The sequence below is a fragment of the Fluviicoccus sp. genome (genome assembly GCF_030646115.1).
Lineage (GTDB): Bacteria > Pseudomonadota > Gammaproteobacteria > Pseudomonadales > Moraxellaceae > Fluviicoccus.
The window spans coordinates 75,882-96,149 of record NZ_JAUSMX010000023.1 but is presented as its reverse complement, the minus strand read 5'-3'; the positions used below and the strand labels follow the sequence as shown (position 1 = coordinate 96,149).

Sequence of the window (20,268 nt, the reverse complement as noted above, 5' to 3'; positions counted from 1 at the left end):
CGCCTCATTCTCGTTATAGGCTGATTATAATCATGCTTTTACCTTCCCCGAGCCTGCCATGGAAAAAATCCCGGTCCATTACGACCCCGCCGCGCTGGCCGCACAAATTCGCCAATGGGGGTTGGAATTGGGATTTCAGCAACTGGGCATCAGCGGACTGGATTTGCAGGATCATGGACGACATTTGCAACACTGGCTGGATCGCGGTTTTCACGGCGACATGGCCTGGATGGCCACCCATGGCGAAAAACGCTGGCGGCCGGAACTGCTGGTGGAAGGCGTGCAAAGCATCATCAGTGTGCGCTTTGACTATCTCGTGGAGCCACCGCCCCGGCGCCATGTGCCGCATGAACCGGAAACCGGCGTGGTGTCGCGTTATGCCCGTGGCCGGGACTATCACAAGACCCTGCGCAAGCGCTTGCAGCAACTGGCGGACCGTATTCAGGCGCAGGTGGCGGACTCGGGGCACCGGGTGTTTGTCGACTCCGGGCCGGTGCTGGAACGGGCGGTGGCGCAACAGGCCGGGCTGGGCTGGATTGGCAAGAATACGATGCTGATGAACCGGGAAGGCGGTTCCTTTTTCTTTCTGGGTGAATTGTTCACGACGCTGGCGCTGCCGCCGGATGCCCCGGTTTCGGCTCATTGCGGCTCCTGCACCGCCTGCCTGGATATCTGCCCGACGCAGGCTTTTACCGGGCCTTATGAGCTGGATGCCCGGCGCTGCATTTCCTACCTCACCATTGAATACAGCGGCAGCATTCCGCCGGAGTTGCGGCCGTTGATCGGCAACCGGATATTCGGGTGCGATGATTGCCAGCTGGTTTGTCCGTGGAACCGCTATGCCAAGCTGTCGGCAGAGGCGGATTTCCGGCCCCGGCATGGTTTGGAAGCCGCGAAACTGTGGGAACTGATGGCGTGGACGGAGGCGGAATTCCTGCGCAAGACTGAGGGTTCGCCGCTGCGGCGGACGGGGTATGATAGTTTTCTGAGGAATGTGGCGGTGGGGTTAGGAAATGCGCCAGCTTCAGCTGAAGCGGTATCGGCGCTGGAAGCGCGGCGCGGGCATGAATCGGAAGTGGTGAGGGAGCATGTGGTGTGGGCGTTGGGGAGGCATGGGGCTTAACCTCCCTTGCCCGCCCACCGGTCCACCACCAGGCTGGTAATCAAATCCCCTTCCACATTCACCGCCGTCCGCACGGTATCCAGAATGCGGTCAATCGGAATCAGGATCGCCACCGCCTCCGCCGGCAAACCCACCGACTGCAGCACCATCACCATCGTCACCATCCCGGCGCTGGGAATACCGGGCGCGCCAATCGAGGCCAGCATCGCCATCAGGCACACCACCAACTGCTGGTCCAGCCCCAGTGAAATACCCGCCAGATTCGCCACAAACAGCGCCGCCGCCGCTTCATACAGCGCCGTGCCGTCCATATTGATGGTGGCCCCCAACGGTACCACAAAGCCTGAAATTTCCCGCCGCACCGGTAAATCCGTTTCCAGACAACGCATCGTCACCGGAATCGTGGCATTGCTGGAACAGGTGGCAAACGCCGTCAGCAAGGCAGGACGCGCCCCCCGGAAAAAGCGCAACGGCGAAATCCGGGTCAACACCCACAGCAACGCCGGCAGGGTCACCGCGCCGTGCAGCAAGGTGGTGCCCACAATCACCGCCACAAACAGCAACAGGCTGTCCAGCAAGGCCAGGCTGTCCACCGCCACCAGCTTCGCCATCAGCGCCAGAATGCCCAAAGGTGCCAGATGCATGATCCAGCCGACCATGTGCATGCACAGCTGGAACAACTCATCCAGCAGCTTCAACAGCGAAGGATAACGCTCCTGCGCCTGCACCACCGCCACCCCGACAAACAAGGCAAACACCACCACCGCCAGAATGTTCGGTTGCGCCATGGCCGCCACCGGATTGACAAATATGCCATGCAACAGCTTGCCGAAAAATTCGGCAGGGGTCAGGGAAGCGGCTTCAAAGTTGGACAGGGCGTCCTGGAACAGCGACAGCTGCAGGCCCTGGCCGGGATGAAAGATGTTGGCGGCGGTGAGGCCGGTGAGCACGGCGATGGTTGTAGTCGTAGCCATGAAGCCGAGGGTCAGCTTCCACACCCGACCGATACGATGGTGGGCGCGCAAATTGGCGACCCCCAAGGCAATGGAGCTGAATACCAGCGGCACCAGCACCATTTTCAGCAGGTCAATGAAGACGCCGCTGACCAGACCGCTGACATACAGGCCCTTGACCGTGAAGTCAGAGCTTGCGCCGGCATGGCGGAACCACAGCCCCAGCAGGATGCCCAGCGCCGCCCCCAGAAAGATGCGGGCGTTAAGGGACAAGGCGAATCGTTTCACGGTGTCCGCCGTCATGTCCCCGGCTCCTTAACTCAGGCGAATGAAGTATTCCCGGTAGTAACGCATTTCATCAATGGAGTCACGGATATCTTCCAGCGCCTGGTGCGAGCTGCGCTTGGTCAGGCCTTCCATGATCTCGGGACGCCAGCGGCGGGCCAACTCCTTCAACGTGCTCACATCCAGATTGCGATAATGGAAGAAGGCTTCCAGCTTCGGCATGGTGCGGTACAGGAAACGGCGATCCTGGCAGATGGTGTTGCCGCACATGGGCGATTTGCGGGGATCGACAAAGCGCGACAGGAATTCCAGCATCGTCGCTTCGGCGTCAGCCTCGGAGATACGGCTGCGGCGCACTCGTTCCACAAGACCGGACTGGCCATGTTGACGGGTATTCCACTCGTCCATGGCGTTCAGCACGATATCTTTCTGGTGAACGGCGATGACCGGCGCTTCTGCCAGCACATTCAGGTTAACGTCAGTAACAATCACAGCCATTTCAATGATACGATCGGTGTCCGGGTTCAACCCGGTCATTTCCAGGTCAATCCAGATCAAATTGGTTTCTTTATCAATGGCCATCGCACACATCCACCTTAAGTTCCTGAATACTCTGCACTATACATGAGCAAACGCCATCTAAGCCAGCAGCAGACCCAGCGAATCCGGCAATTGCAGGAAAAACGCATCACCCGCTCGCGTGACGAAAGCTCCGGGGACGACAGCCACCTCAGCCCGCCCGGCACCGGTTTGGTGATTGCCCGCTATGGCAGCCGCATTGAGGTGGAGGGCATTGAAGGCGCGCATGCCGGGGAAGTGTGGCGTTGCCACATCCGCAGCAACCTGGATGCACTGGTGACCGGCGACCATGTGGTATGGCAGGCCGATTCCACCAACCGGGTCGGCGTGGTCACGGCGCTGCTGCCCCGCCGTTCGCTGCTGTCGCGGCCAGACCCCTACCAGCGCATCAAGCCGGTGGCGGCCAACGTCGACCGTATCCTGCTGGTGATTGCCCCCCTGCCCGCGCCTTCGGCCTGGCTGATTGACCGCTACATTGTCGCCTGCGAAAACTCCGAAATCCCGGTGCTGATCGTACTCAACAAGAGCGATCTGATGCAGGGTGTTGAAGCCGTGGAATTGCGCGACCGCCTTGCCGAATACGCCACGCTGGGTTACGGCCATATCGAGGTTTGCGCCCAAGGCGACCTTAGCGCCCTCAGTCCGGAAATACGCGGCCAGACCGTGGTGCTGGTGGGCCAGTCCGGCGTCGGCAAGAGTTCGCTGGTCAACGCCCTGCTGCCGGACGCTGAACAGCGCGTCAACATCATTTCCGACAACTCCGGCCTGGGCCAGCACACCACCACCACTTCCCGCTTGTTCCATCTTCCGGGCGGCGGAAAGCTGATTGATTCGCCCGGCATCCGTGAATTCGGGTTATGGCATCTGGATGAAGAAAGCATCCGTCAGGGCTTTGCCGAAATGCGGCCGTTTTATGGCGGCTGCCGCTTCCGCAACTGCCGCCATGTCACCGAACCGGGCTGCGCCGTCCGCCTGGCGGCCGAGAACGGACTGATCCTGCCCCGGCGGCTGGAAAGCCTGCACCGGCTGATGGTGGAAAGTAAAAGCCAGTAGAGCCGCCGACGGCTGCGGGTTATACTCGCGCCGTCCTTTCCGGTGGTTTTTTTCATGTCCAGGTTTTTCGAGTTTGCAATCAACAACGCCCTCCTGGTCGGAGGTTTCCTCAGCCTGCTGATCGCCTACATTGTGGTCGAAGTGCTGCGCGGCGGCCGTTCGATCAGCCCGCAGGGATTGTCTACCATGGTCAATAACCACGAAGCCGTGGTGGTGGACGTGCGTGACCCCGCCGAGTTCCGCCAGGGACACATTACCGGCAGCAAGAACATTCCCTATGCCCGTTTGGCCGAGCAAATGGGCGAACTGCCCAAGGACAAAGCCTTGATCATCGTCTGCAATCTGGGCCAGGTCGCCGGCTCCGCCGCCCGCCAACTCAAGGCCAAGGGCCTCGAAAACGTCTACAAGCTGGAAGGCGGTCTTTCCAACTGGAAAAGTTTGTCGCTGCCGCTTGTAAAGCGCTAAGCCATCCCCAATTCCCTATTCAAGCTCCGGTCATTCCGACGCGGAGCGTGCGGAGAAGTTCATGGCCAAAGTCGTTATCTACACCACCACGATCTGCCCCTATTGCGTGCGCGCCAAGATGCTGCTGCAAAAGAAGGGCGTGGCCTATGAAGAAATCAATGTCGGCAATGACCACGAGATGCGGATTAAGCTGGTGGAAATGACCCGGCAACGCACCGTCCCCCAGATTTTCATCAATGACCGCTCCATTGGCGGCTGTGATGAGCTTTACGCGCTGGAGCGGCAAGGCGCGCTAGATCCACTTCTTGCCCAATAAACCCATAACTCCAATCAAGGAATCCACCATGAGTGAACAAGAGAACCAAGGCGGCCAGTTTGCCCTTGAACGCATTTTTGTGAAGGATCTGTCTTTCGAAGTCCCCAGCTCCAAGGTTTTCCTGGGCGAGTGGAAGCCGGAAATGAACGTCAACCTGGGCACTGAAACCCAGCGTATCAGCGACAACCATTTCGAAGTGACCATGACCGTCACCGTCACCGCCACCAACGCCGGCGCCACTGCTTTTGTGGCCGAAGTGAAACAAGCCGGCATCTTCATGGTGCAAGGCGTGGCTGAGCCGCAACTGTCGCAGTTGCTGGGCGCCTATTGCCCCAACATCCTGTTCCCGTATGTGCGTGAGGCCATTTCCGATCTCGCCAATCGCGGCAGCTTCCCGCAATTGCTGCTGGCCCCGGTCAATTTCGACGCCCTGTTCGCCGAAAGCCAGCGCCAGCAACAACAGCAAGGCGCTGTAGCCGCCCCGCTGCAATAAGCCTGCAACTCCCTCTCCCGGCTGCGGAGAGGGAGGTTTCACCCCTTCCCGCCGTTACGCCCAAATCACTCCCGCAAACCCCTGTTGCCGCCACCCCTCGTACACCGCTATCGCAACCGCATTTGACAGGTTCAGGCTGCGCCCGGCATGCATGGGCAATTTCACCCGTTGTTCCGGTGGCAGGCTAGCCAGCAACTCCGCAGGCAATCCCCGGCTTTCCGGCCCGAACAACAAGGCGTCATTACCCTGATAACTCACGTCAAAGGAATTGTTGACGGTCTTGGTTGTGAACGCGAAAACCCGGTCCGGTTGCACCGACGACAGGAAGGCCTCCCAGTCTGCATGAACCCGCACCCGCGCCCACTCGTGGTAATCCAGCCCGGCGCGCCGCAGCTTGCTGTCTTCCAGCTCAAAGCCCAGAGGTTCTATCAAATGCAACTCAGCACCGGTGTTGGCGCACAAACGGATGATGTTGCCGGTATTGCCGGGAATTTCCGGCTCGAAGAGAACGACATGCATGATGATTGATCAATATTCCAGCAAACAAAACATTTTTCAATAAAACAGTCGGATCGTGTCAACCGATGGCCGCCTGAAGCGTTATTAACCGTACATTCAACGGAATGTGCCATTCTAACCTTGTGGAGAATACATCATGAATACCGTCAAGTCCGCCCTGACCCTGCTGGTTGTTGCTGTCGCCGCCCTGTCCACCGTTCCTGCCGTCGCGGGTGAAAGACAGCATCAGCCCCGCGCCGAACGTCATAACTTCAAACATGAGGGCGCCCGCCATACCCGTAACGACCGCGTCATCAAGAGCGAAACCCAACAGCAGGTCACTGACAACGGCTTCAAGCGCCAAACCGTGCTGACCAATGATCAGGGCCAAACCGCCACCAAGAATGTCGAAGTCATCAATGACAAGGAGGCCGGCACCCATACCCGCACCATGACCGGCACCACTTTCAACGGCAAACCGGTATCCGGTCAATCCGTGACTACCAAAACCGATGACGGCTTTACCCGTCAGGATAACTTTACCGGTCCCAATGGCCAAACCCGCACCCGCGCCGTAGATCTCAGCGCGGACAAGGAAGCCGGAACCGTCACCAAGACCGTGACCACCACCAACCCGCAGGGTGAAACCCAAACCCACGGCAGCACGCACCAGATTCAGGGCAACAAGTAAGGCGTTGGGATGATGATCATGGACGGACTTGAAGGGTTGGAAGGATTTCACTATGGTGGGACTTTTCACCCGGATGCCTTCAGGCCAGCCATGACCCATCCCTCCCGCATGGAACAGTTTGCCCGCGATGCCGCCCGACGCGGCCGCATCATGGCGGGCATGGCTGTTCGCGACCGGGAAGCGGCGCTGGATATTGTGCAGGACAGCCTGCTGGCCTTGGTCAGCCGCTATGCGGACCGGCCGGAAGCGGAGTGGCCTGCCTTGTTCCATACCGTGCTCTATAGCCGGATCATGGACTGGAAGCGCAAACAGGCTCGTCGCGGGCGCTGGATGGTCTGGTTACGGCCCGATCCCGAAGAACCGGATCATGACCCGCTGCAGGACGTGGCCGATTCTCCGGAGGCCGACCCGGCCGTACTGCTGGAGCGGGCGGATGATTTCGGCCGGGTGCAGGCAGCGTTACAGGAGTTGCCGCTGCGACAGCAACAAGCCTTTTTGTTGCGCGCCTGGGAAGGCCACGACACCGCCACCACCGCCCAAATCATGGAATGCGGTGAAAACAGCGTCAAAACCCATTACGCCCGCGCACTGGCCGCGCTGCGCCAGCGACTGTCCGAACCCGGAGATGCGCCATGAATCCATCCGAACCTGACGACCGCCTGGCCCGGCGGGTGGCCGATACCCTTGACCGGCAAGCCAAACAAGCCGACCCGGAACTGGACTCCCGTCTGGAGTCGGTTTTTCAGCGGACTTCACGTCCAAGCCAGCCCCGGCAGGCAGCCGGATGGTGGGCCATGGGCGGGCTGGCGCTGGCGGCCGGACTTTCCGCCCTGCTGTGGTTACCGGCATCGCTGCCGACATCGGCTCCACCAACTCCGGTACAGGCGCAAACCACCACACCCAGCGTTGAACCGGAGTTTCTGGAAGACATGGAACTGATTGCCGCTCTGGGAGAGGACCCCTATGAAACCTGAATGGTGGCTGGCGTTCTGCCTTAGCGCCGCCTGCGCATCGGCCAATGCCGGGGAGCAGCCGCTGGACAAGGCCTTTCTGGAGTATCTGGAAACCTTTGGCGACGATCAAGGCGAGGTGTTTGACCCTGCCGATCTGGAAACCGTGGTGCAAAATTCTGTCAAATCACCGGCTCCCCCAGCCGTAAACCGGGAGCAAAAAGCTCATGACTAGACTGATACTGTTGCTGCTGACCGCACTGTCTGCGCCACTGACGCTGGCGGCCGGAACCGCTTGGGATTCGTTGCCGCCCCAGAGCCAGGAATTGCTGCAATCACTGAAAGGCCAATGGCAGTCGCTGCCCCCGGAACGTCAGGATGCACTGGCGCATCGGGTGCAAAACTGGAAGAATCTGCCTCCGGAGCAGCAAGCCGCCGTACGCGAACGTTTCCAGCGCTGGCAGAACCTTCCCGCCGACCAGCGTGAAAAACTGTTGCAGCGCTATCAGAATTTCCGGCAGCTGCCTCCAGCCGAGCAGGAGGCCCTGAAACGCCGCTGGAACTGGTTCAAGAATCTGCCCCCGGAAGATCGTGCCGCGATGCGGGATAAATGGCAATCGTTGTCCCCGGAGCAAAAAAACGAGATCAAGTCCCGGCTGAAGAACGCAACACCGCAGGAACGCCGCCAAATGCGCCGTGATTTCATCAGGAATCACCGGAGAAAATGACTCTAATATACTGTTTAGAAAGGAAATAATCATGATGAAATACAGCGCGCTGGCGTTAGTGCTTTCCCTGTCCACCCTGGCTCAAGCCGCTGAGATTCCGGAGCCGGAATGGAGCTTTGAACTGCAAGGGAGTGTCAGCCGTCAGGAATATGCGAAAGGTACTTTGCGAACCTGGGAGGCCGTGCTCAGCCCGGCCGTGAACTTGGGGAACCTGCAGTTGTTTGTGGATGCGCCGTATTACAACAAGCAGGCGGATTTCAGCGGCGCAGTGAAAATCTATGGTCCGCGCGGCCGATTGATCGGTCAGTTCCTGGCGACCAAGCAAAAGCAGTTTGAAGGCATGGGCGACATTACTCTGGGTGGAAGTTACGCTTTGCCGTTGGAGAATGATGATCTAGGGATAACCGCGGGCCTGACTTACAAGCTGGATAATGGCGACGCCGCGCAGTTGCTGGGATCTGACAGTCACGACCTGAGTGTCAGTCTGGACGGGCAATACACTCTGGACAAGCTGACCCTGCAGACCGGCATAGGCCATACCTGGATTGACAGCAACCAGAACGTGGCAGGCAATGCCGATGCCTATCTGTTCTGGAGTGCGGGTATTAGCATCAAACCGGTAGACGGACTGCGTCTGGGCATCAGCTATAGCGATCAGGACGAGCCATACCTGAACGCCCCGGACCAAGCCATTACCCGGCTGTCGGCCGGTTGGGATATCAGCAAAATTCTGACCCTCAAAGCCGGATTCAGCCGCTACGCCGCGCAAGACGTAGCGGGACAACCCAAGACTGAAACCAGCCTCGGGGTTGTCTGGCAGCTTTAAGCGGCGCGGAGGGGATTACTCATCATCATCCTCTCCTTCAACTTCCATCCGCAACTCCTTGATTTTACGGGTTAGTGTATTTCTACCCCACCCCAACACATCAGCAGCATCACGTCGCCGCCCACCCGTATGATTTAGCGCGGTGGTAATCATCACCCGCTCAAACGCCGGCAATGCAGTATTCAATAGCTCGCGGCTGCCGCCGGCCAAAGCCTTACGCGCCCACTCCGCCAAAGCCTGTTCCCAAGTCTGCACCGGACGGGAAACTTCATGAGTAGTCACTTGCTGCAGCTCCGGCGGCAGGTCGGCCAACAGGATTTCACGTCCGGACGCCATCACCGTCAGCCAGCGGCAGGTGTTCTCCAGCTGACGAACATTACCTGGCCATGGCAGTTGCTGCATGAATGCCGTGGTTTCCGGGCGCAGCATCTTGGTTTCCACGCTCAGTTCACGACCCGCCCGCGCCAGAAAATGCTGCGCCAGCATACCGATATCCTCACGGCGGTCACGCAGTCGCGGAATGTGGATGCGGATAACGTTCAGGCGATGGTACAAATCCTCCCGGAACTTGCCTTCCGCCACCAACCGCTCCAGATTCTGGTGAGTGGCCGCGATGATGCGTACATCCACTTTGACCGGCACATGCCCGCCCACCCGGTAAAATTCACCATCCGCCAGAACACGCAGCAGCCGGGTTTGGGTATCCAGCGGCATATCGCCGATTTCATCCAGGAACAGTGTGCCGTGGTTGGCTTGTTCAAAACGCCCCTGGCGCAAGGCTGTGGCGCCTGTAAACGCGCCCTTCTCATGGCCAAACAGCTCGGACTCCATCAAGTCCTTGGGAATGGCTGCCATGTTCAAGGCGATGAACGGACGACTGGTGCGCGGTGAATGGCGGTGCAAGGCATGCGCCACCAACTCCTTGCCAGTTCCTGACTCGCCATTGATCAAGACCGTGATATGTGACTGTGACAAGCGGCCAATAGCCCGGAAAACCTCCTGCATCGCCGGCGATTCACCAATGATATCGACGCTTTTTACCGGCACGGAGGGTTGAGCCTCCGAATGCTGCTCATGGTGATGCGCCACCGCCCGGCGTACCAGGCTGATGGCTTCATCCACATCAAAGGGCTTGGGCAAGTACTCAAACGCCCCGCCTTGATAAGAAGACACTGCTGAATCCAGATCGGAGTGTGCCGTCATAACAATCACTGGAATATCAGGGTTTTCCACACGAATCTTCGCCAACAACGTCAACCCGTCGATGCCGGGCATACGGATGTCGGTGATGATGGCATGCGGCTTTTCCCGGGCCAGCCGGGTCAGCAGGTGCTGGGCATCCTCAAAAGCCGTGGCCTGGAAACCTTCCTGCATCAGGGCCTTTTCCAGGACCCAGCGAATGGATCGATCATCGTCAACAATCCAGACCTTGTCATCTGCCGTCATGGCCGTTCTCCAAAGGCAAGTAAATACTGAAAACCGTTTGGCCCGGTCGGGAATCACACTCAATCAGGCCGTGGTACTGGTGAATGATGTCCTGGGCAATGGACAGGCCAAGCCCGGTGCCACTGGCCCGCCCGCTGACCATGGGATAAAAAATGCGCTCGACCAGGCTGGAGGGAATACCGGGGCCGTTATCGATAATGTCGATACGCATCACGATGCGATGGCGTATAGACCCGATCGTGAACTGGCGCTGGGCGCGCGTGCGCAAGGTAATCATGGGCGGCAATGTCTGGTTGGGATGCTCGCGTAGCGCCTGCAAGGCATTGCCGGTAATGTTGAGAATCGCCTGAATCAACTGGTCGGGATCGGCGCGCAGCTCGGGCAGCGACAAGTCATAGTCCCGCACAATATTGATCTCGCCCTCCGCCTCTACCAGTACCAGCGAGCGGATGCGCTCCAAGCACTCGTGGATATTGACCGCCTGCAGATGCGGCAGTTTGCGCGGCCCCAGCATGCGGTCTGCCAGATTGCGCAAGCGGTCAGCCTCATCAATGATGATGGCGGTGTACTCGGTCAGGTTGCTGTCCGGCAATGCCTTGGCCAGCAACTGCGCCGCTCCGCGGATGCCGCCCAGCGGATTCTTGATCTCATGAGCCACGCCCCGCACCAAATGCCGGGTGGCCTGATGATTGGCCAGAATGGCTTCTTCACGCGAGATGCGCAGCAGGCGGTCGATTTGCTGCATCTCCATCAGCAGGCTGGGCGGCATGCCCGGCGACAGCAACGCGGCCACGGTATAATCGACACTGACCTCATGCACACCCACCCTCAAGTGTGCTTCACGCTTCGTGAACGGGTGCGCGGTACTCAGGGTTTGTTGAATCGCCGCCATCGCGTCATCGCCGATCACATCAAAAAAAACATCACGCAGATGTTGACCCATGGCGCGGTTGCGACTGACAGCCAGCAGCATTTCAGCAGCCGGATTCATGAAGGTAACCCTTAACTGCTCATCGGTCATCAGGACGGCCGTGCTCAGATGGTCAAGTATTTGCTTGTAGACCTCAATTCCGGGTGGCAACACGTGTCTTATCCTGTGAAAAGCCTGGAGGGATGAAATGGTTTCGCCCTAACTCAATGCAATAAGCGCACCAGTTTCGACAATCACTGTATTCTGTTGGTGCATTGCACCAAATTAGCGCCTAATGCCGGTGCGCGTACAAATACAGCACAAGCAGCGCACCAACATAACGCATCATTATGTGCCATTCACGCGTCAACCAAGCCGCTGCCGGGTATTTTTCGTGCAATTTATTCCTGCCGGAATGCTGGCTGTCCGGAGGTCCGAGCGGGTACAATCGCCGCGCCTTTTTCCCGTGTTTTTCCCGAGGTCCAGATGTCGCAGCAACAGCCAAAAGTCGGATTTGTTTCACTGGGTTGTCCCAAGAACCTGGTCGATTCCGAACGCATTCTCACCCAGCTGCGTTCCGAGGGTTACAGCATTTCCCCCGATTACAATGGCGCCGACCTGGTTGTGGTGAATACCTGCGGCTTCATCGAATCTGCGGTTCAGGAGTCGCTGGACGCCATTGGCGAGGCGCTGAAGGAAAACGGCAAGGTGATCGTCACCGGCTGTCTGGGCATCAAGGAGTCCCAGATCCGCGACGCCCACCCCAATGTGCTCAAGGTTACCGGCCCGCATGCCTACGAAGAAGTGATGCATGCCGTACACGGCTACCTGCCCCCCAAACACGACCCCTTTACCGACCTGGTGCCGCCACAGGGCATCAAGCTGACGCCGCGCCATTATGCCTACCTGAAGATTTCCGAAGGCTGCAACCATCGCTGCACCTTCTGCATCATCCCTTCAATGCGCGGCGACCTGGTCTCCCGTCCCATCGGCTCGGTGATGAGCGAAGCGGAAAACCTGGTCAAGTCCGGCGTGCGCGAACTGCTGGTGATTTCGCAGGACACCTCGGCTTATGGCGTCGACATCAAGTACAAGCTCGATTTCTGGAATGGTCGCCCGCTGAAGTCGCGCATGCTGGAACTGTGCGAGGCGCTGGGCGAACTGGGCGTCTGGGTGCGCCTGCATTATGTCTATCCCTACCCGCACGTCGACAACGTGATCCCGTTGATGGCGCAAGGCAAGATCCTTCCTTATCTGGACATCCCCTTCCAGCACGCCAGCCCGTCCGTGCTGAAGAACATGAAGCGCCCTGCCCACAGTGAAAACACGCTGGAGCGGATCAAGCAATGGCGTGAACTGTGCCCGGAGCTGATCCTGCGCTCCACATTCATTGTCGGCTTCCCCGGCGAGACAGAAGAAGACTTCCAGATGCTGCTCGACTGGCTGCAGGAAGCCCAACTGGACCGCGTCGGCTGCTTCAAGTACTCCGCTGTTGAAGGCGCCAAGGCCAACGAACTGCCGGACCCGGTCCCGGAAGAGGTCAAGGAAGCACGCTGGCAGCGTTTCATGGAAGTGCAGCAGGAAATCTCCGCCGCCCGCCTGCAACGCCGTGTCGGCCAGCAGATCAAGGTGCTGGTGGATGACATTGACGAGGAAGCCGGTGTCGCCATTGCCCGCTCGGCAGCCGATGCCCCGGAAATTGACGGCAATGTCTTCATTGAGGGCGACGGCGCAGCCGCATTGAAGATCGGTGACTTCGTAACCGTGACAGTGACCGAAGCCGACGAGTATGACCTTTACGCCAGTCTCTGACCGGCCCTTTTCCACCGGACGGCCTTGCCCGCAGCACTCCGCTTGCCAGGTGAAGGCCGAACCGGATGTCTTGTGCAACTCCGGCCCGTGAGCCTGAAACCATGACCCGCCCCGCCCTGTACCAATCCGTCCTGTTTGACCTTGACGGCACTCTGGTAGATACCGCTCCTGACTTCATCCGAGTGCTGAACCGCCTGCGCCAAACCTACGGCCGTGAGCCCTTGCCGCATGACACCATCCGCGCCGTCGTCTCCGCCGGCGCACGCGCCATGGTGCAAACCGGATTTCCGGAATACCCACTGGACTCGCCGGAATTTTCCCGCATCCGCCAGGAATTCCTGGATTTGTACGCCGAGGGCCTGGCTGAGGAAAGCCGTCTTTTTGAAGGCATGGACACCATTTTGCTGGCCCTGGAAAGCCGCAATATCCCCTGGGGCGTGGTAACGAACAAACCGCGCATTTATAGCGAGCCGTTGCTGGCCGGGCTGGAGCTGGACCGGCGCTGCCGTGTGCTGGTTTGTCCGGATGATGTCACCCGCAGCAAACCCGACCCCGAGCCCATGTATCTGGCCTGCCGCCAACTGGATGTGGACCCCGCACAGTCTGCCTATGTCGGCGACCATATTCGTGATATCGAGGCGGGCCGTAATGCCGGGATGCCCACCATCGCCGCCGCTTGGGGCTATGTGGTGGCAGGTGAAGATCCCCGTGACTGGTGCGCCGATCACCTTGCTTTAGAGGTGAAGGATCTGGCGGCCCTGCTAAACTTGAATTAACCCCGGCCGGGCCGTGTGGCCCGCCCTGCCATTTTCGTGAGGTTTCCCATGACACAGAACGGTCTTGACTATGCCGCCCCGGAAGGACTGCTGACAGGGCGCGTCATCCTGGTCACCGGCGCCAGCGACGGCATCGGCCGCGCCGCCGCGCAAACCTACGCCAGCCTTGGCGCCACAGTCGTCTTGCTGGGCCGCGACCTGCAAAAGCTGGAACAGGTGTATGACGCCATCGAGAAGGCCGGCCATCCGCAACCCGCCATCATTCCCATGAACTTCAGCTCCGCCACGCAGGCCGATTTTGACCAGTTGGCGGTCAGTATTGAGCAGGAACTGGGTCGGCTGGACGGCATCCTGCACAGCGCCGGGTTGCTGGGCGACATTACACCGCTGGAAATGTATGACCCGGACACCTGGGACGACATCATGAAGGTCAACCTGCGCGCGCCGTTCGTACTGACGCAGACCTTGCTGCCGCTGTTGAAGCGCTCACCGGACGCCTCGGTGATCTTTGTCAGCAGCAGCGTCGGTCGCAAGGCGCGCGCCTTCTGGGGTGCTTACGCCGTTTCCAAGAGCGGCGTTGAAGCTCTGAGCGCCCTCTTTGCCGATGAGATGACCAATATTTCCCAAATCCGTTTCAACTGTGTCAATCCGGGCGGCACCCGCACCGCCATGCGCGCCCGCGCCTATCCGGCGGAAAACCCGGCCACGGTCAAATCCCCGGAAGAAATCATGCCGGTGTTTACCTGGCTGATGGGTCCGGACAGCCGCGGCGTCACCGGGCAGTCGCTGGATGCCCAGCCGCCACGACAGGCCTGAAGCCTGAATGTAAAAAAGCCGGGAAGTCCCGGCTTTTTTGTGGACTGCAACAGGCAGGAGTTTACCGCTCTTCCTGCTCGTGGGTCTGCACTTCGTGACCCTCGCCCTTGCTGTTGCCGTCACGACGCTGCTGACGCAGATAACCACCGCGACGGGCCGGCAAAGGCTTGTCCTGCATGCGCTCGGCGCGACGCTTGGCCAGGCCGTACAAGCCGGTGCCGGTGCGCGGCTTCAGCTTGACCAGCGCCGTGAGACCTTCAATCTCGTCCTTGTCCAGTTCCATCCAGCGGCCGGTGTGCAACTGGCGCGGCAGGGAAATGGTGCCATAACGGATACGCAACAGGCGGCTGACGCGCAGGCCCTGCGATTCGAACAGGCGGCGCACTTCACGATTGCGGCCTTCCTTCACCACCACCTGATACCAGCGATTGATGCCTTCACCGCCCACCTCAAAGAAGGACTCGAACTTGGCCGGGCCGTCTTCCAACTGCACGCCGTCAATCAACTGCTGGCGCACGGCGGGCGTTACTTCACCCATGACGCGCACCGCATACTCACGCTCCACCTCGTTGGAGGGGTGCATCAGGCGGTTGGCCATCTCGCCGTCATTGGTGAACAGCAGCAAACCGGTGCTGTTGATATCCAGACGCCCCACCATCACCCAGCGATCGCCGCTCAGCGGCGGCAGCCGGTCAAAGACAGACGGACGGCCTTCAGGATCATGCCGGGTGCAGATCTCGCCTTCCGGCTTGTAATAGATCAATACCCGGCGACGGGTTTCTTCCTCGACGGAGAACTGCACCTTGCGGCCATCCACCCGCAACTCATCACCGGCTTCAATACGCTCGCCCAGTTCGGCGATGCGGCCGTTAACGCTGACACGACCCTGTGAAATGGCCTCTTCCATGTGACGGCGTGACCCAAGGCCTACGCGGGCCAAGACTTTCTGCAACTTTTCGCTCATGGCTTCAGCCTATACTCATTCATTACTTACCGGGCCCTCAATTGGCAGTTCTTTTTGTTTTGCGGCTGCCAGGTGTTGTTCCAGATCCCGGGTGATGCTGTCGATGTCGCGCAGCGCCGCCAACGGGGGCAATTCAGCCAGGTTTTTCAGGCTGAATGCATCCAGAAATTGCCGGGTGGTGGCCAGCAAGGCGGGGCGTCCGGGAACTTCCCGATGCCCCGCCACCGCAATCCATTCCCTGTCCAGCAGGGTGCGGATAATTTGCGTACTGACCACCACCCCGCGAATGCTTTCGATCTCCGCCCGTGTCACGGGCTGACGATACGCAATAATTGCCAAAGTTTCCAGCAAAGCCCGCGAAAGCCGCTGGGGTTTTTCCTCCCAGAGCTTGCCGACCCACGGCGCGTACAGCGCCCGCACCTGAAAACGAAATCCAGAACCGACCTCAATCAATTCCACGGCGCGCTCGGCATAAGCCGTCTGCAACTCGCCGATGGCACGCAGCACTTCCTGCCGGGACGGTTTCTCGCCATCCACGAACAACTGCTGCAAACCCTCAACCGACATTGGCACCGGGCTGGCAAAAATGGCGCCTTCAACAATACCCCTGACCAGCTTGCGATCTAGGCCCATGCTGCTTCCGCCGACTGCGGGTCCATTCGCCGGACATAGATCTGTGCAAAAACAGACTCTTGCACCAAGGTAATCATCTTCTGCTTCAACAACTCAAGGATGGCCATGAACGTGACCACCACGCCCATGCGACCCTCCTGCAAGAAAAACAGCTCGTGAAACATCACCAGCGAGTCATCCTGCAAGCGCTCAAGCACCTCACGCAACCGCTGCTCCAAGGTCAAGCCCTCAGAACCGATCACATGGCTTTGACGCAATTCGGCGCGACGCAAGATATCACGCATGGCATCCAGCAGGCCCGGTAAATCGCCAATCATCAGCTCTTCAGACACCACTATTTTCAAAGGGGCATCGGCCAGCGCCGGAAAAATGTCGCGGCCTTCCTGCGGCAGGGTGTCCAGATCCTCGGCCGCCTTCTTGAAGCGCTCATACTCCTGCAAGCGACGCACCAGTTCGGCGCGGGGATCGTCTTCCTCATCCCCGGTCTGGACAGGCTTCGGCAACAGCATGCGCGACTTGATTTCAGCCAGCAACGCCGCCATCAGCAGGTATTCGGCGGCAAGATCGATATGCAGCACCTGCATCAGGTCGATATAGGCCAGATACTGGTCAGTGATCCGCGAAATCGGGATATCCAGGATATCCAGGTTCTGCTTGCGGATCAGGTACAACAACAAGTCCAGCGGACCTTCAAACGCTTCCAGCACGACTGCCAGCGCATCGGGAGGAATATAGAGGTCCTCCGGCAGTTCGGTCACGGCCTCGCCGTACACCCGGGCAATCACCTCGGCGATAATTTCCGGGGCGACCTCGGCTTCAGGCGCGGACAGGCTGGCCATGGCGGGTTACCGGTAACCCAGCCCCATGGCTTCACGCACATCACGCAGCGTATCCTCGGCGACATCCCGGGCCTTCTCAGCCCCTTCGGCCAGAATGCTGCGAATCAGCTCCGGTTGCTCCTCATATTCCCTGGCCCGCAACAGAATCGGCGCCAACTCGGCATTTACAGCCTCAATCACAGGCTTCTTGCAATCCAGACAGCCGATACCGGCCGAGCGGCAGCCCTGTTGCACCCACTGCTTGGTGGCGTCGTCGGAATAAACCATATGCAACTGCCATACCGGACACACATCCGGATTGCCGGCATCAGTGCGGCGAATTCGCTGCGGATCGGTCGGCATGCGGCGGATCTTCACATCGACACTGTCCGGCTCTTCACGCATCGCAATGGTGTTGCCATAGGACTTGGACATCTTCTGGCCGTCCAGACCGGGCATCTTCGACGCCGGGGTCAACAGCGGCTGCGGCTCGGGCAGAATGATCTTGCCACTGCCTTCCAGAGAACCCAGCAAGCGTTCCTTGTCGCCCAGGGTTATGTTCTGCTGGTCCTGCACCAAAGCCTGAGCGGTAGCCAGCGCTTCTTCATCGCCGCCTTCTTGATAACGGCGGCGCAGGTCGAGATAAACCTTGCTCGCTTTCTTGCCCATCTTGGCAATACCCGCCTCCACCAGCTCCTCAAAGCCCGGCTCACGGCCGTAAAGGTGGTTGAAGCGGCGGGCCACTTCACGCGTCAGCTCAATGTGCGAAACCTGATCGGCGCCGACCGGCACATGCCCGGCGCGATACAGCAGGATATCGGCGCTTTGCAGCAGCGGATAACCCAGGAAGCCATAGGTGGCCAGATCCTTTTCCTTGAGCTTTTCCTGCTGGTCCTTGTAGGTCGGCACTCGCTCCAGCCAGCCCAACGGCGTCATCATTGACAGCAGCAAATGCAATTCGGCGTGCTGCGGCATGCGCGACTGCACGAAGATCGTAGCCGTCTTGGGGTTTACCCCGGCGGCAAGCCAGTCCACCACCATGCCATACACGCTTTTTTCAATGATGCGCGGGTCTTCATAGGCCGTGGTCAGCGCATGCCAGTCCGCGACAAAGAAGTAGCAATCATGCTCGTGCTGGAGCTTGACCCAGTTCTTGAGAACACCGTGATAATGGCCCAAATGCAATTGGCCGGTGGGACGCATGCCAGACAGTACACGCGATGATGAAGAAACAACGCTCATGGATTTCCGGAAAACATGAAGATAATTAAATTCTTGGAATTATACCGGTGGACCGGTCCAAAAAAGAATGGATTGCCCTTGAAACCGGCAAATAAAAAAAGGCAGACCATCTCGGTCTGCCTGGATAACAAAAAATAATTACCACCATCAACAAGGAGAGACACCTTCTACAGGCGCCTGACTTTGCTCAACTCCATGAAAAGCGAAAGTCACCTGAAGATACTATTCGCTTTCCATCAGTCTTGACAAGCCCCCTTTATTGAAAAACATGACCAAAAGACGGCTTTTTTCATGTTCTGCAGGGCGAGACCGCTGTCTACAGGAACGGGGCGGGATCACCTGCCCCGACCCGTAACACCTGAACGCCGTCATCCGATGAAAGATCGACCACGGTTGTGGATATCATGGCCCCGAAACCGCCATTAATTACCAGGTCCAGTTGCTTGCCCAATGACTCGTAGATTTCCTCGGGATCATAGAGCGGCGCTTCAGCACCGGGCAATTGCAGTGTGGTGGTCAGCAGCGGCTCATTCAATTCGGCCAGTAATCCCTGGCATATGGGATGCTCGGGCACACGCAAGCCGATCGTTTTGCGCTTGGGATGCATCAACCGCTTCGGCACTTCACTGCTGGCGGTGAGAATGAATGTATAGGCGCCGGGGGTGTGGGCCTTCAGTAAACGGTAGGTCGCGTTATTGACCTTGGCGTAGGTGGCGATTTCCGACAGGTCGCGGCACAACAGCGTGAATTGGTGACGCTCATCCAGCTGGCGCAACCGGATTATGCGCTGCAAGGCATCCTTGTCCCCCAAATGACAACCCAGCGCATAGGCAGAATCGGTAGGATAGGCGACCACACCACCGTTACGGATTATCGCCACCGCCTGCTTCAGCAGGCGCGTCTGCGGATTTTCCGGATGAATATGAAAATACTGGCTCATGTTTGCACCGCTTGGCCGTACTAAGGCAAAAATTCATTTAAATTCAGAAAAATGGGAGACAAACTTAAAGTAACCTAAGATCTTGCCTCAGAATAATTCCCACACCGGACGACATGTCTTGGGCAGATCCGGAAACACCCCCAGTTTCAGCCAGGGCATGTGCGCGCCGTGATAATCGCTGCCTTGGGACGCCCGCAAATCAAAACGGACCGCCAAGGCAGCAAGTTGCTGCACCACGTTGGACTTTTCCGCGCCACTGCTGACTTCCATGCCTACGCCACCGGCATCCCGAAAGTCCTGCAACAACGCGCGCAGCTTGGTTTGCGAGATCCCGTAACGCGAAGGATGCGCCAGCACCGGCACACCGCCCGACTCCAGAATCCACATAATCGCGGTTTGCAGGGACACCCAAGGAATGGGCACAGCGGCGAGCTTGCCGTCACCGAGGAATCGGGAAAATGCCTGTTGCAGGTTGCGGACATGGCCGGCATCCATCAGGTAACGGGCGAAATGGGTGCGGCCCACCCGGTCGGCATCCCCTTCGGCAGCGGCCAGCACAAACTCCCAGCTTTCGCCCTTGCCCAGCGCCGCCAGCCGGTCGGCAATCAGCCGGGCGCGCCTGCCGCGGGCTCCGGCCTGGGTGTTCAGGTTTTCCTGCAACGCGGTATTGCGGATATCAACGTTGAGGCCCAGCACATGCACCAGCGTATTGCCCCACATCGCCGAAATTTCCACTCCGTTGATGAGACGCAGGCCGCAGGCCGCCGCAGCCTCCGCCGCCTCCGGCAAACCGCGAATGCTGTCATGGTCGGTCAACGCCAGTATTTCGACACCCCGGTCGGCGGCCAGGCGGCATAAATCACCGGGAGCAAGGCTACCGTCCGAATACAGGCTGTGGCTGTGAAGATCTATGGCTGGCATGACAGACGGCAGAAAGGAGTTTAACATTCC

General features: G+C 59.0%; 25 protein-coding genes. 14 read left to right on the top strand and 11 right to left on the bottom strand.

Annotated features, from left to right (window positions below):
- Window positions 1-58 precede the first annotated feature (58 nt).
- Window positions 59-1,123, top strand: a complete 1,065-nt coding sequence (gene queG / locus Q7T36_RS15375) for a tRNA epoxyqueuosine(34) reductase QueG (RefSeq protein WP_304850580.1) — start codon at window positions 59-61, stop codon at window positions 1,121-1,123.
- Here queG and Q7T36_RS15370 read toward each other — a convergent pair.
- Window positions 1,120-2,379, bottom strand: a complete 1,260-nt coding sequence (locus Q7T36_RS15370) for a dicarboxylate/amino acid:cation symporter (protein ID WP_304850577.1) — start codon at window positions 2,377-2,379, stop codon at window positions 1,120-1,122. The two genes, queG and Q7T36_RS15370, sit on opposite strands and share 4 nt — an antisense overlap.
- 12 nt (window positions 2,380-2,391) lie before the next feature.
- Window positions 2,392-2,943 carry an oligoribonuclease gene (gene orn, locus Q7T36_RS15365; protein ID WP_304850574.1) on the bottom strand — a complete coding sequence of 184 codons (552 nt, stop codon included), beginning with the start codon at window positions 2,941-2,943 and terminating at the stop codon, window positions 2,392-2,394.
- A 42-nt stretch (window positions 2,944-2,985) separates the two neighbouring features.
- Between orn and rsgA the strand changes: the two genes are divergently transcribed.
- The 4 genes from rsgA to secB all read left to right on the top strand — a co-directional run bounded on the left by rsgA (window position 2,986) and on the right by secB (window position 5,267).
- A complete protein-coding gene (gene rsgA, locus Q7T36_RS15360) occupies window positions 2,986-3,993 on the top strand; it encodes a small ribosomal subunit biogenesis GTPase RsgA (RefSeq protein ID WP_304850571.1) in 1,008 nt (335 codons plus the stop codon).
- A 54-nt stretch (window positions 3,994-4,047) separates the two neighbouring features.
- Window positions 4,048-4,458 (top strand): rhodanese-like domain-containing protein, encoded by a 411-nt coding sequence (locus Q7T36_RS15355; protein WP_304850568.1) that lies wholly within the window; start codon window positions 4,048-4,050, stop codon window positions 4,456-4,458.
- A 61-nt stretch (window positions 4,459-4,519) separates the two neighbouring features.
- A complete protein-coding gene (grxC, locus tag Q7T36_RS15350) occupies window positions 4,520-4,774 on the top strand; it encodes a glutaredoxin 3 (RefSeq protein WP_304850566.1) in 255 nt (84 codons plus the stop codon).
- A gap of 28 nt (window positions 4,775-4,802) precedes the next feature.
- Window positions 4,803-5,267 carry a protein-export chaperone SecB gene (gene secB / locus Q7T36_RS15345; RefSeq protein ID WP_304850564.1) on the top strand — a complete coding sequence of 155 codons (465 nt, stop codon included), beginning with the start codon at window positions 4,803-4,805 and terminating at the stop codon, window positions 5,265-5,267.
- Between the two features lie 54 nt (window positions 5,268-5,321).
- Here secB and Q7T36_RS15340 read toward each other — a convergent pair whose 3' ends face one another.
- Complete coding sequence (locus tag Q7T36_RS15340) at window positions 5,322-5,789, bottom strand: tRNA (cytidine(34)-2'-O)-methyltransferase (RefSeq protein ID WP_304850736.1); 468 nt, start codon at window positions 5,787-5,789, stop codon at window positions 5,322-5,324.
- A gap of 133 nt (window positions 5,790-5,922) precedes the next feature.
- Between Q7T36_RS15340 and Q7T36_RS15335 the strand changes: the two genes are divergently transcribed.
- From Q7T36_RS15335 to Q7T36_RS15310, 6 genes are all read left to right on the top strand, one after another.
- Window positions 5,923-6,456 carry a hypothetical protein gene (locus tag Q7T36_RS15335; protein WP_304850562.1) on the top strand — a complete coding sequence of 178 codons (534 nt, stop codon included), beginning with the start codon at window positions 5,923-5,925 and terminating at the stop codon, window positions 6,454-6,456.
- Window positions 6,457-6,546: 90 nt separating this feature from the next.
- Window positions 6,547-7,092, top strand: a complete 546-nt coding sequence (locus Q7T36_RS15330; protein ID WP_304850559.1) for an RNA polymerase sigma factor — start codon at window positions 6,547-6,549, stop codon at window positions 7,090-7,092.
- Window positions 7,089-7,430: a hypothetical protein gene (locus tag Q7T36_RS15325; RefSeq protein WP_304850557.1), complete on the top strand. Its 342-nt coding sequence runs from the start codon at window positions 7,089-7,091 to the stop codon at window positions 7,428-7,430. Before Q7T36_RS15330 ends, Q7T36_RS15325 begins: the two co-directional genes overlap by 4 nt.
- Window positions 7,420-7,641, top strand: coding sequence for a hypothetical protein (locus Q7T36_RS15320; protein ID WP_304850555.1), 222 nt, complete (start codon window positions 7,420-7,422; stop codon window positions 7,639-7,641). The genes Q7T36_RS15325 and Q7T36_RS15320 overlap by 11 nt, the downstream gene beginning before the upstream one ends.
- Window positions 7,634-8,134: a DUF3106 domain-containing protein gene (locus tag Q7T36_RS15315; protein WP_304850553.1), complete on the top strand. Its 501-nt coding sequence runs from the start codon at window positions 7,634-7,636 to the stop codon at window positions 8,132-8,134. Before Q7T36_RS15320 ends, Q7T36_RS15315 begins: the two co-directional genes overlap by 8 nt.
- Window positions 8,135-8,165: 31 nt before the next feature.
- On the top strand, window positions 8,166-8,960 hold the full coding sequence (locus Q7T36_RS15310) for a porin (RefSeq protein ID WP_304850551.1): 795 nt from the start codon (window positions 8,166-8,168) through the stop codon (window positions 8,958-8,960).
- 15 nt (window positions 8,961-8,975) lie between these two features.
- On the opposite strand, the gene glnG is transcribed toward Q7T36_RS15310, so the two are convergent.
- Both glnG and glnL read right to left on the bottom strand, forming a co-directional pair.
- Entirely contained in the window at window positions 8,976-10,406 is a 1,431-nt protein-coding gene (glnG, locus tag Q7T36_RS15305) for a nitrogen regulation protein NR(I) (RefSeq protein WP_304850549.1), read from the bottom strand.
- On the bottom strand, window positions 10,393-11,490 hold the full coding sequence (gene glnL / locus Q7T36_RS15300; protein WP_370690139.1) for a nitrogen regulation protein NR(II): 1,098 nt from the start codon (window positions 11,488-11,490) through the stop codon (window positions 10,393-10,395). The genes glnG and glnL overlap by 14 nt, the downstream gene beginning before the upstream one ends.
- 312 nt (window positions 11,491-11,802) lie before the next feature.
- Here glnL and rimO point away from each other — a divergent pair, with 312 nt between their 5' ends.
- The 3 genes from rimO to Q7T36_RS15285 all read left to right on the top strand — a co-directional run bounded on the left by rimO (window position 11,803) and on the right by Q7T36_RS15285 (window position 14,720).
- On the top strand, window positions 11,803-13,128 hold the full coding sequence (gene rimO / locus Q7T36_RS15295; RefSeq protein ID WP_304850547.1) for a 30S ribosomal protein S12 methylthiotransferase RimO: 1,326 nt from the start codon (window positions 11,803-11,805) through the stop codon (window positions 13,126-13,128).
- Between the two features lie 101 nt (window positions 13,129-13,229).
- The gene (locus Q7T36_RS15290) at window positions 13,230-13,904 is read left to right on the top strand and encodes an HAD family hydrolase (protein ID WP_304850545.1); all 675 of its coding nucleotides are present in this window, start codon (window positions 13,230-13,232) and stop codon (window positions 13,902-13,904) included.
- 48 nt (window positions 13,905-13,952) lie between these two features.
- A complete protein-coding gene (locus tag Q7T36_RS15285; protein WP_304850543.1) occupies window positions 13,953-14,720 on the top strand; it encodes a YciK family oxidoreductase in 768 nt (255 codons plus the stop codon).
- Window positions 14,721-14,781: 61 nt separating this feature from the next.
- On the opposite strand, the gene rluB is transcribed toward Q7T36_RS15285, so the two are convergent.
- From rluB to Q7T36_RS15255, 6 genes are all read right to left on the bottom strand, one after another.
- The gene (gene rluB, locus Q7T36_RS15280) at window positions 14,782-15,684 is read right to left on the bottom strand and encodes a 23S rRNA pseudouridine(2605) synthase RluB (RefSeq protein WP_304850541.1); all 903 of its coding nucleotides are present in this window, start codon (window positions 15,682-15,684) and stop codon (window positions 14,782-14,784) included.
- Window positions 15,685-15,699: 15 nt separating this feature from the next.
- Window positions 15,700-16,317, bottom strand: coding sequence for an SMC-Scp complex subunit ScpB (scpB, locus tag Q7T36_RS15275; RefSeq protein WP_304850539.1), 618 nt, complete (start codon window positions 16,315-16,317; stop codon window positions 15,700-15,702).
- Window positions 16,308-17,156 carry a ScpA family protein gene (locus Q7T36_RS15270; protein ID WP_304850536.1) on the bottom strand — a complete coding sequence of 283 codons (849 nt, stop codon included), beginning with the start codon at window positions 17,154-17,156 and terminating at the stop codon, window positions 16,308-16,310. Before Q7T36_RS15270 ends, scpB begins: the two co-directional genes overlap by 10 nt.
- 6 nt (window positions 17,157-17,162) lie before the next feature.
- Window positions 17,163-18,377, bottom strand: coding sequence for a tryptophan--tRNA ligase (locus Q7T36_RS15265; protein WP_304850533.1), 1,215 nt, complete (start codon window positions 18,375-18,377; stop codon window positions 17,163-17,165).
- A 316-nt stretch (window positions 18,378-18,693) separates the two neighbouring features.
- A complete protein-coding gene (locus Q7T36_RS15260; RefSeq protein ID WP_304850530.1) occupies window positions 18,694-19,317 on the bottom strand; it encodes an L-threonylcarbamoyladenylate synthase in 624 nt (207 codons plus the stop codon).
- An 87-nt stretch (window positions 19,318-19,404) separates the two neighbouring features.
- Complete coding sequence (locus Q7T36_RS15255) at window positions 19,405-20,238, bottom strand: PHP domain-containing protein (protein WP_304850527.1); 834 nt, start codon at window positions 20,236-20,238, stop codon at window positions 19,405-19,407.
- Window positions 20,239-20,268 lie beyond the last annotated feature (30 nt).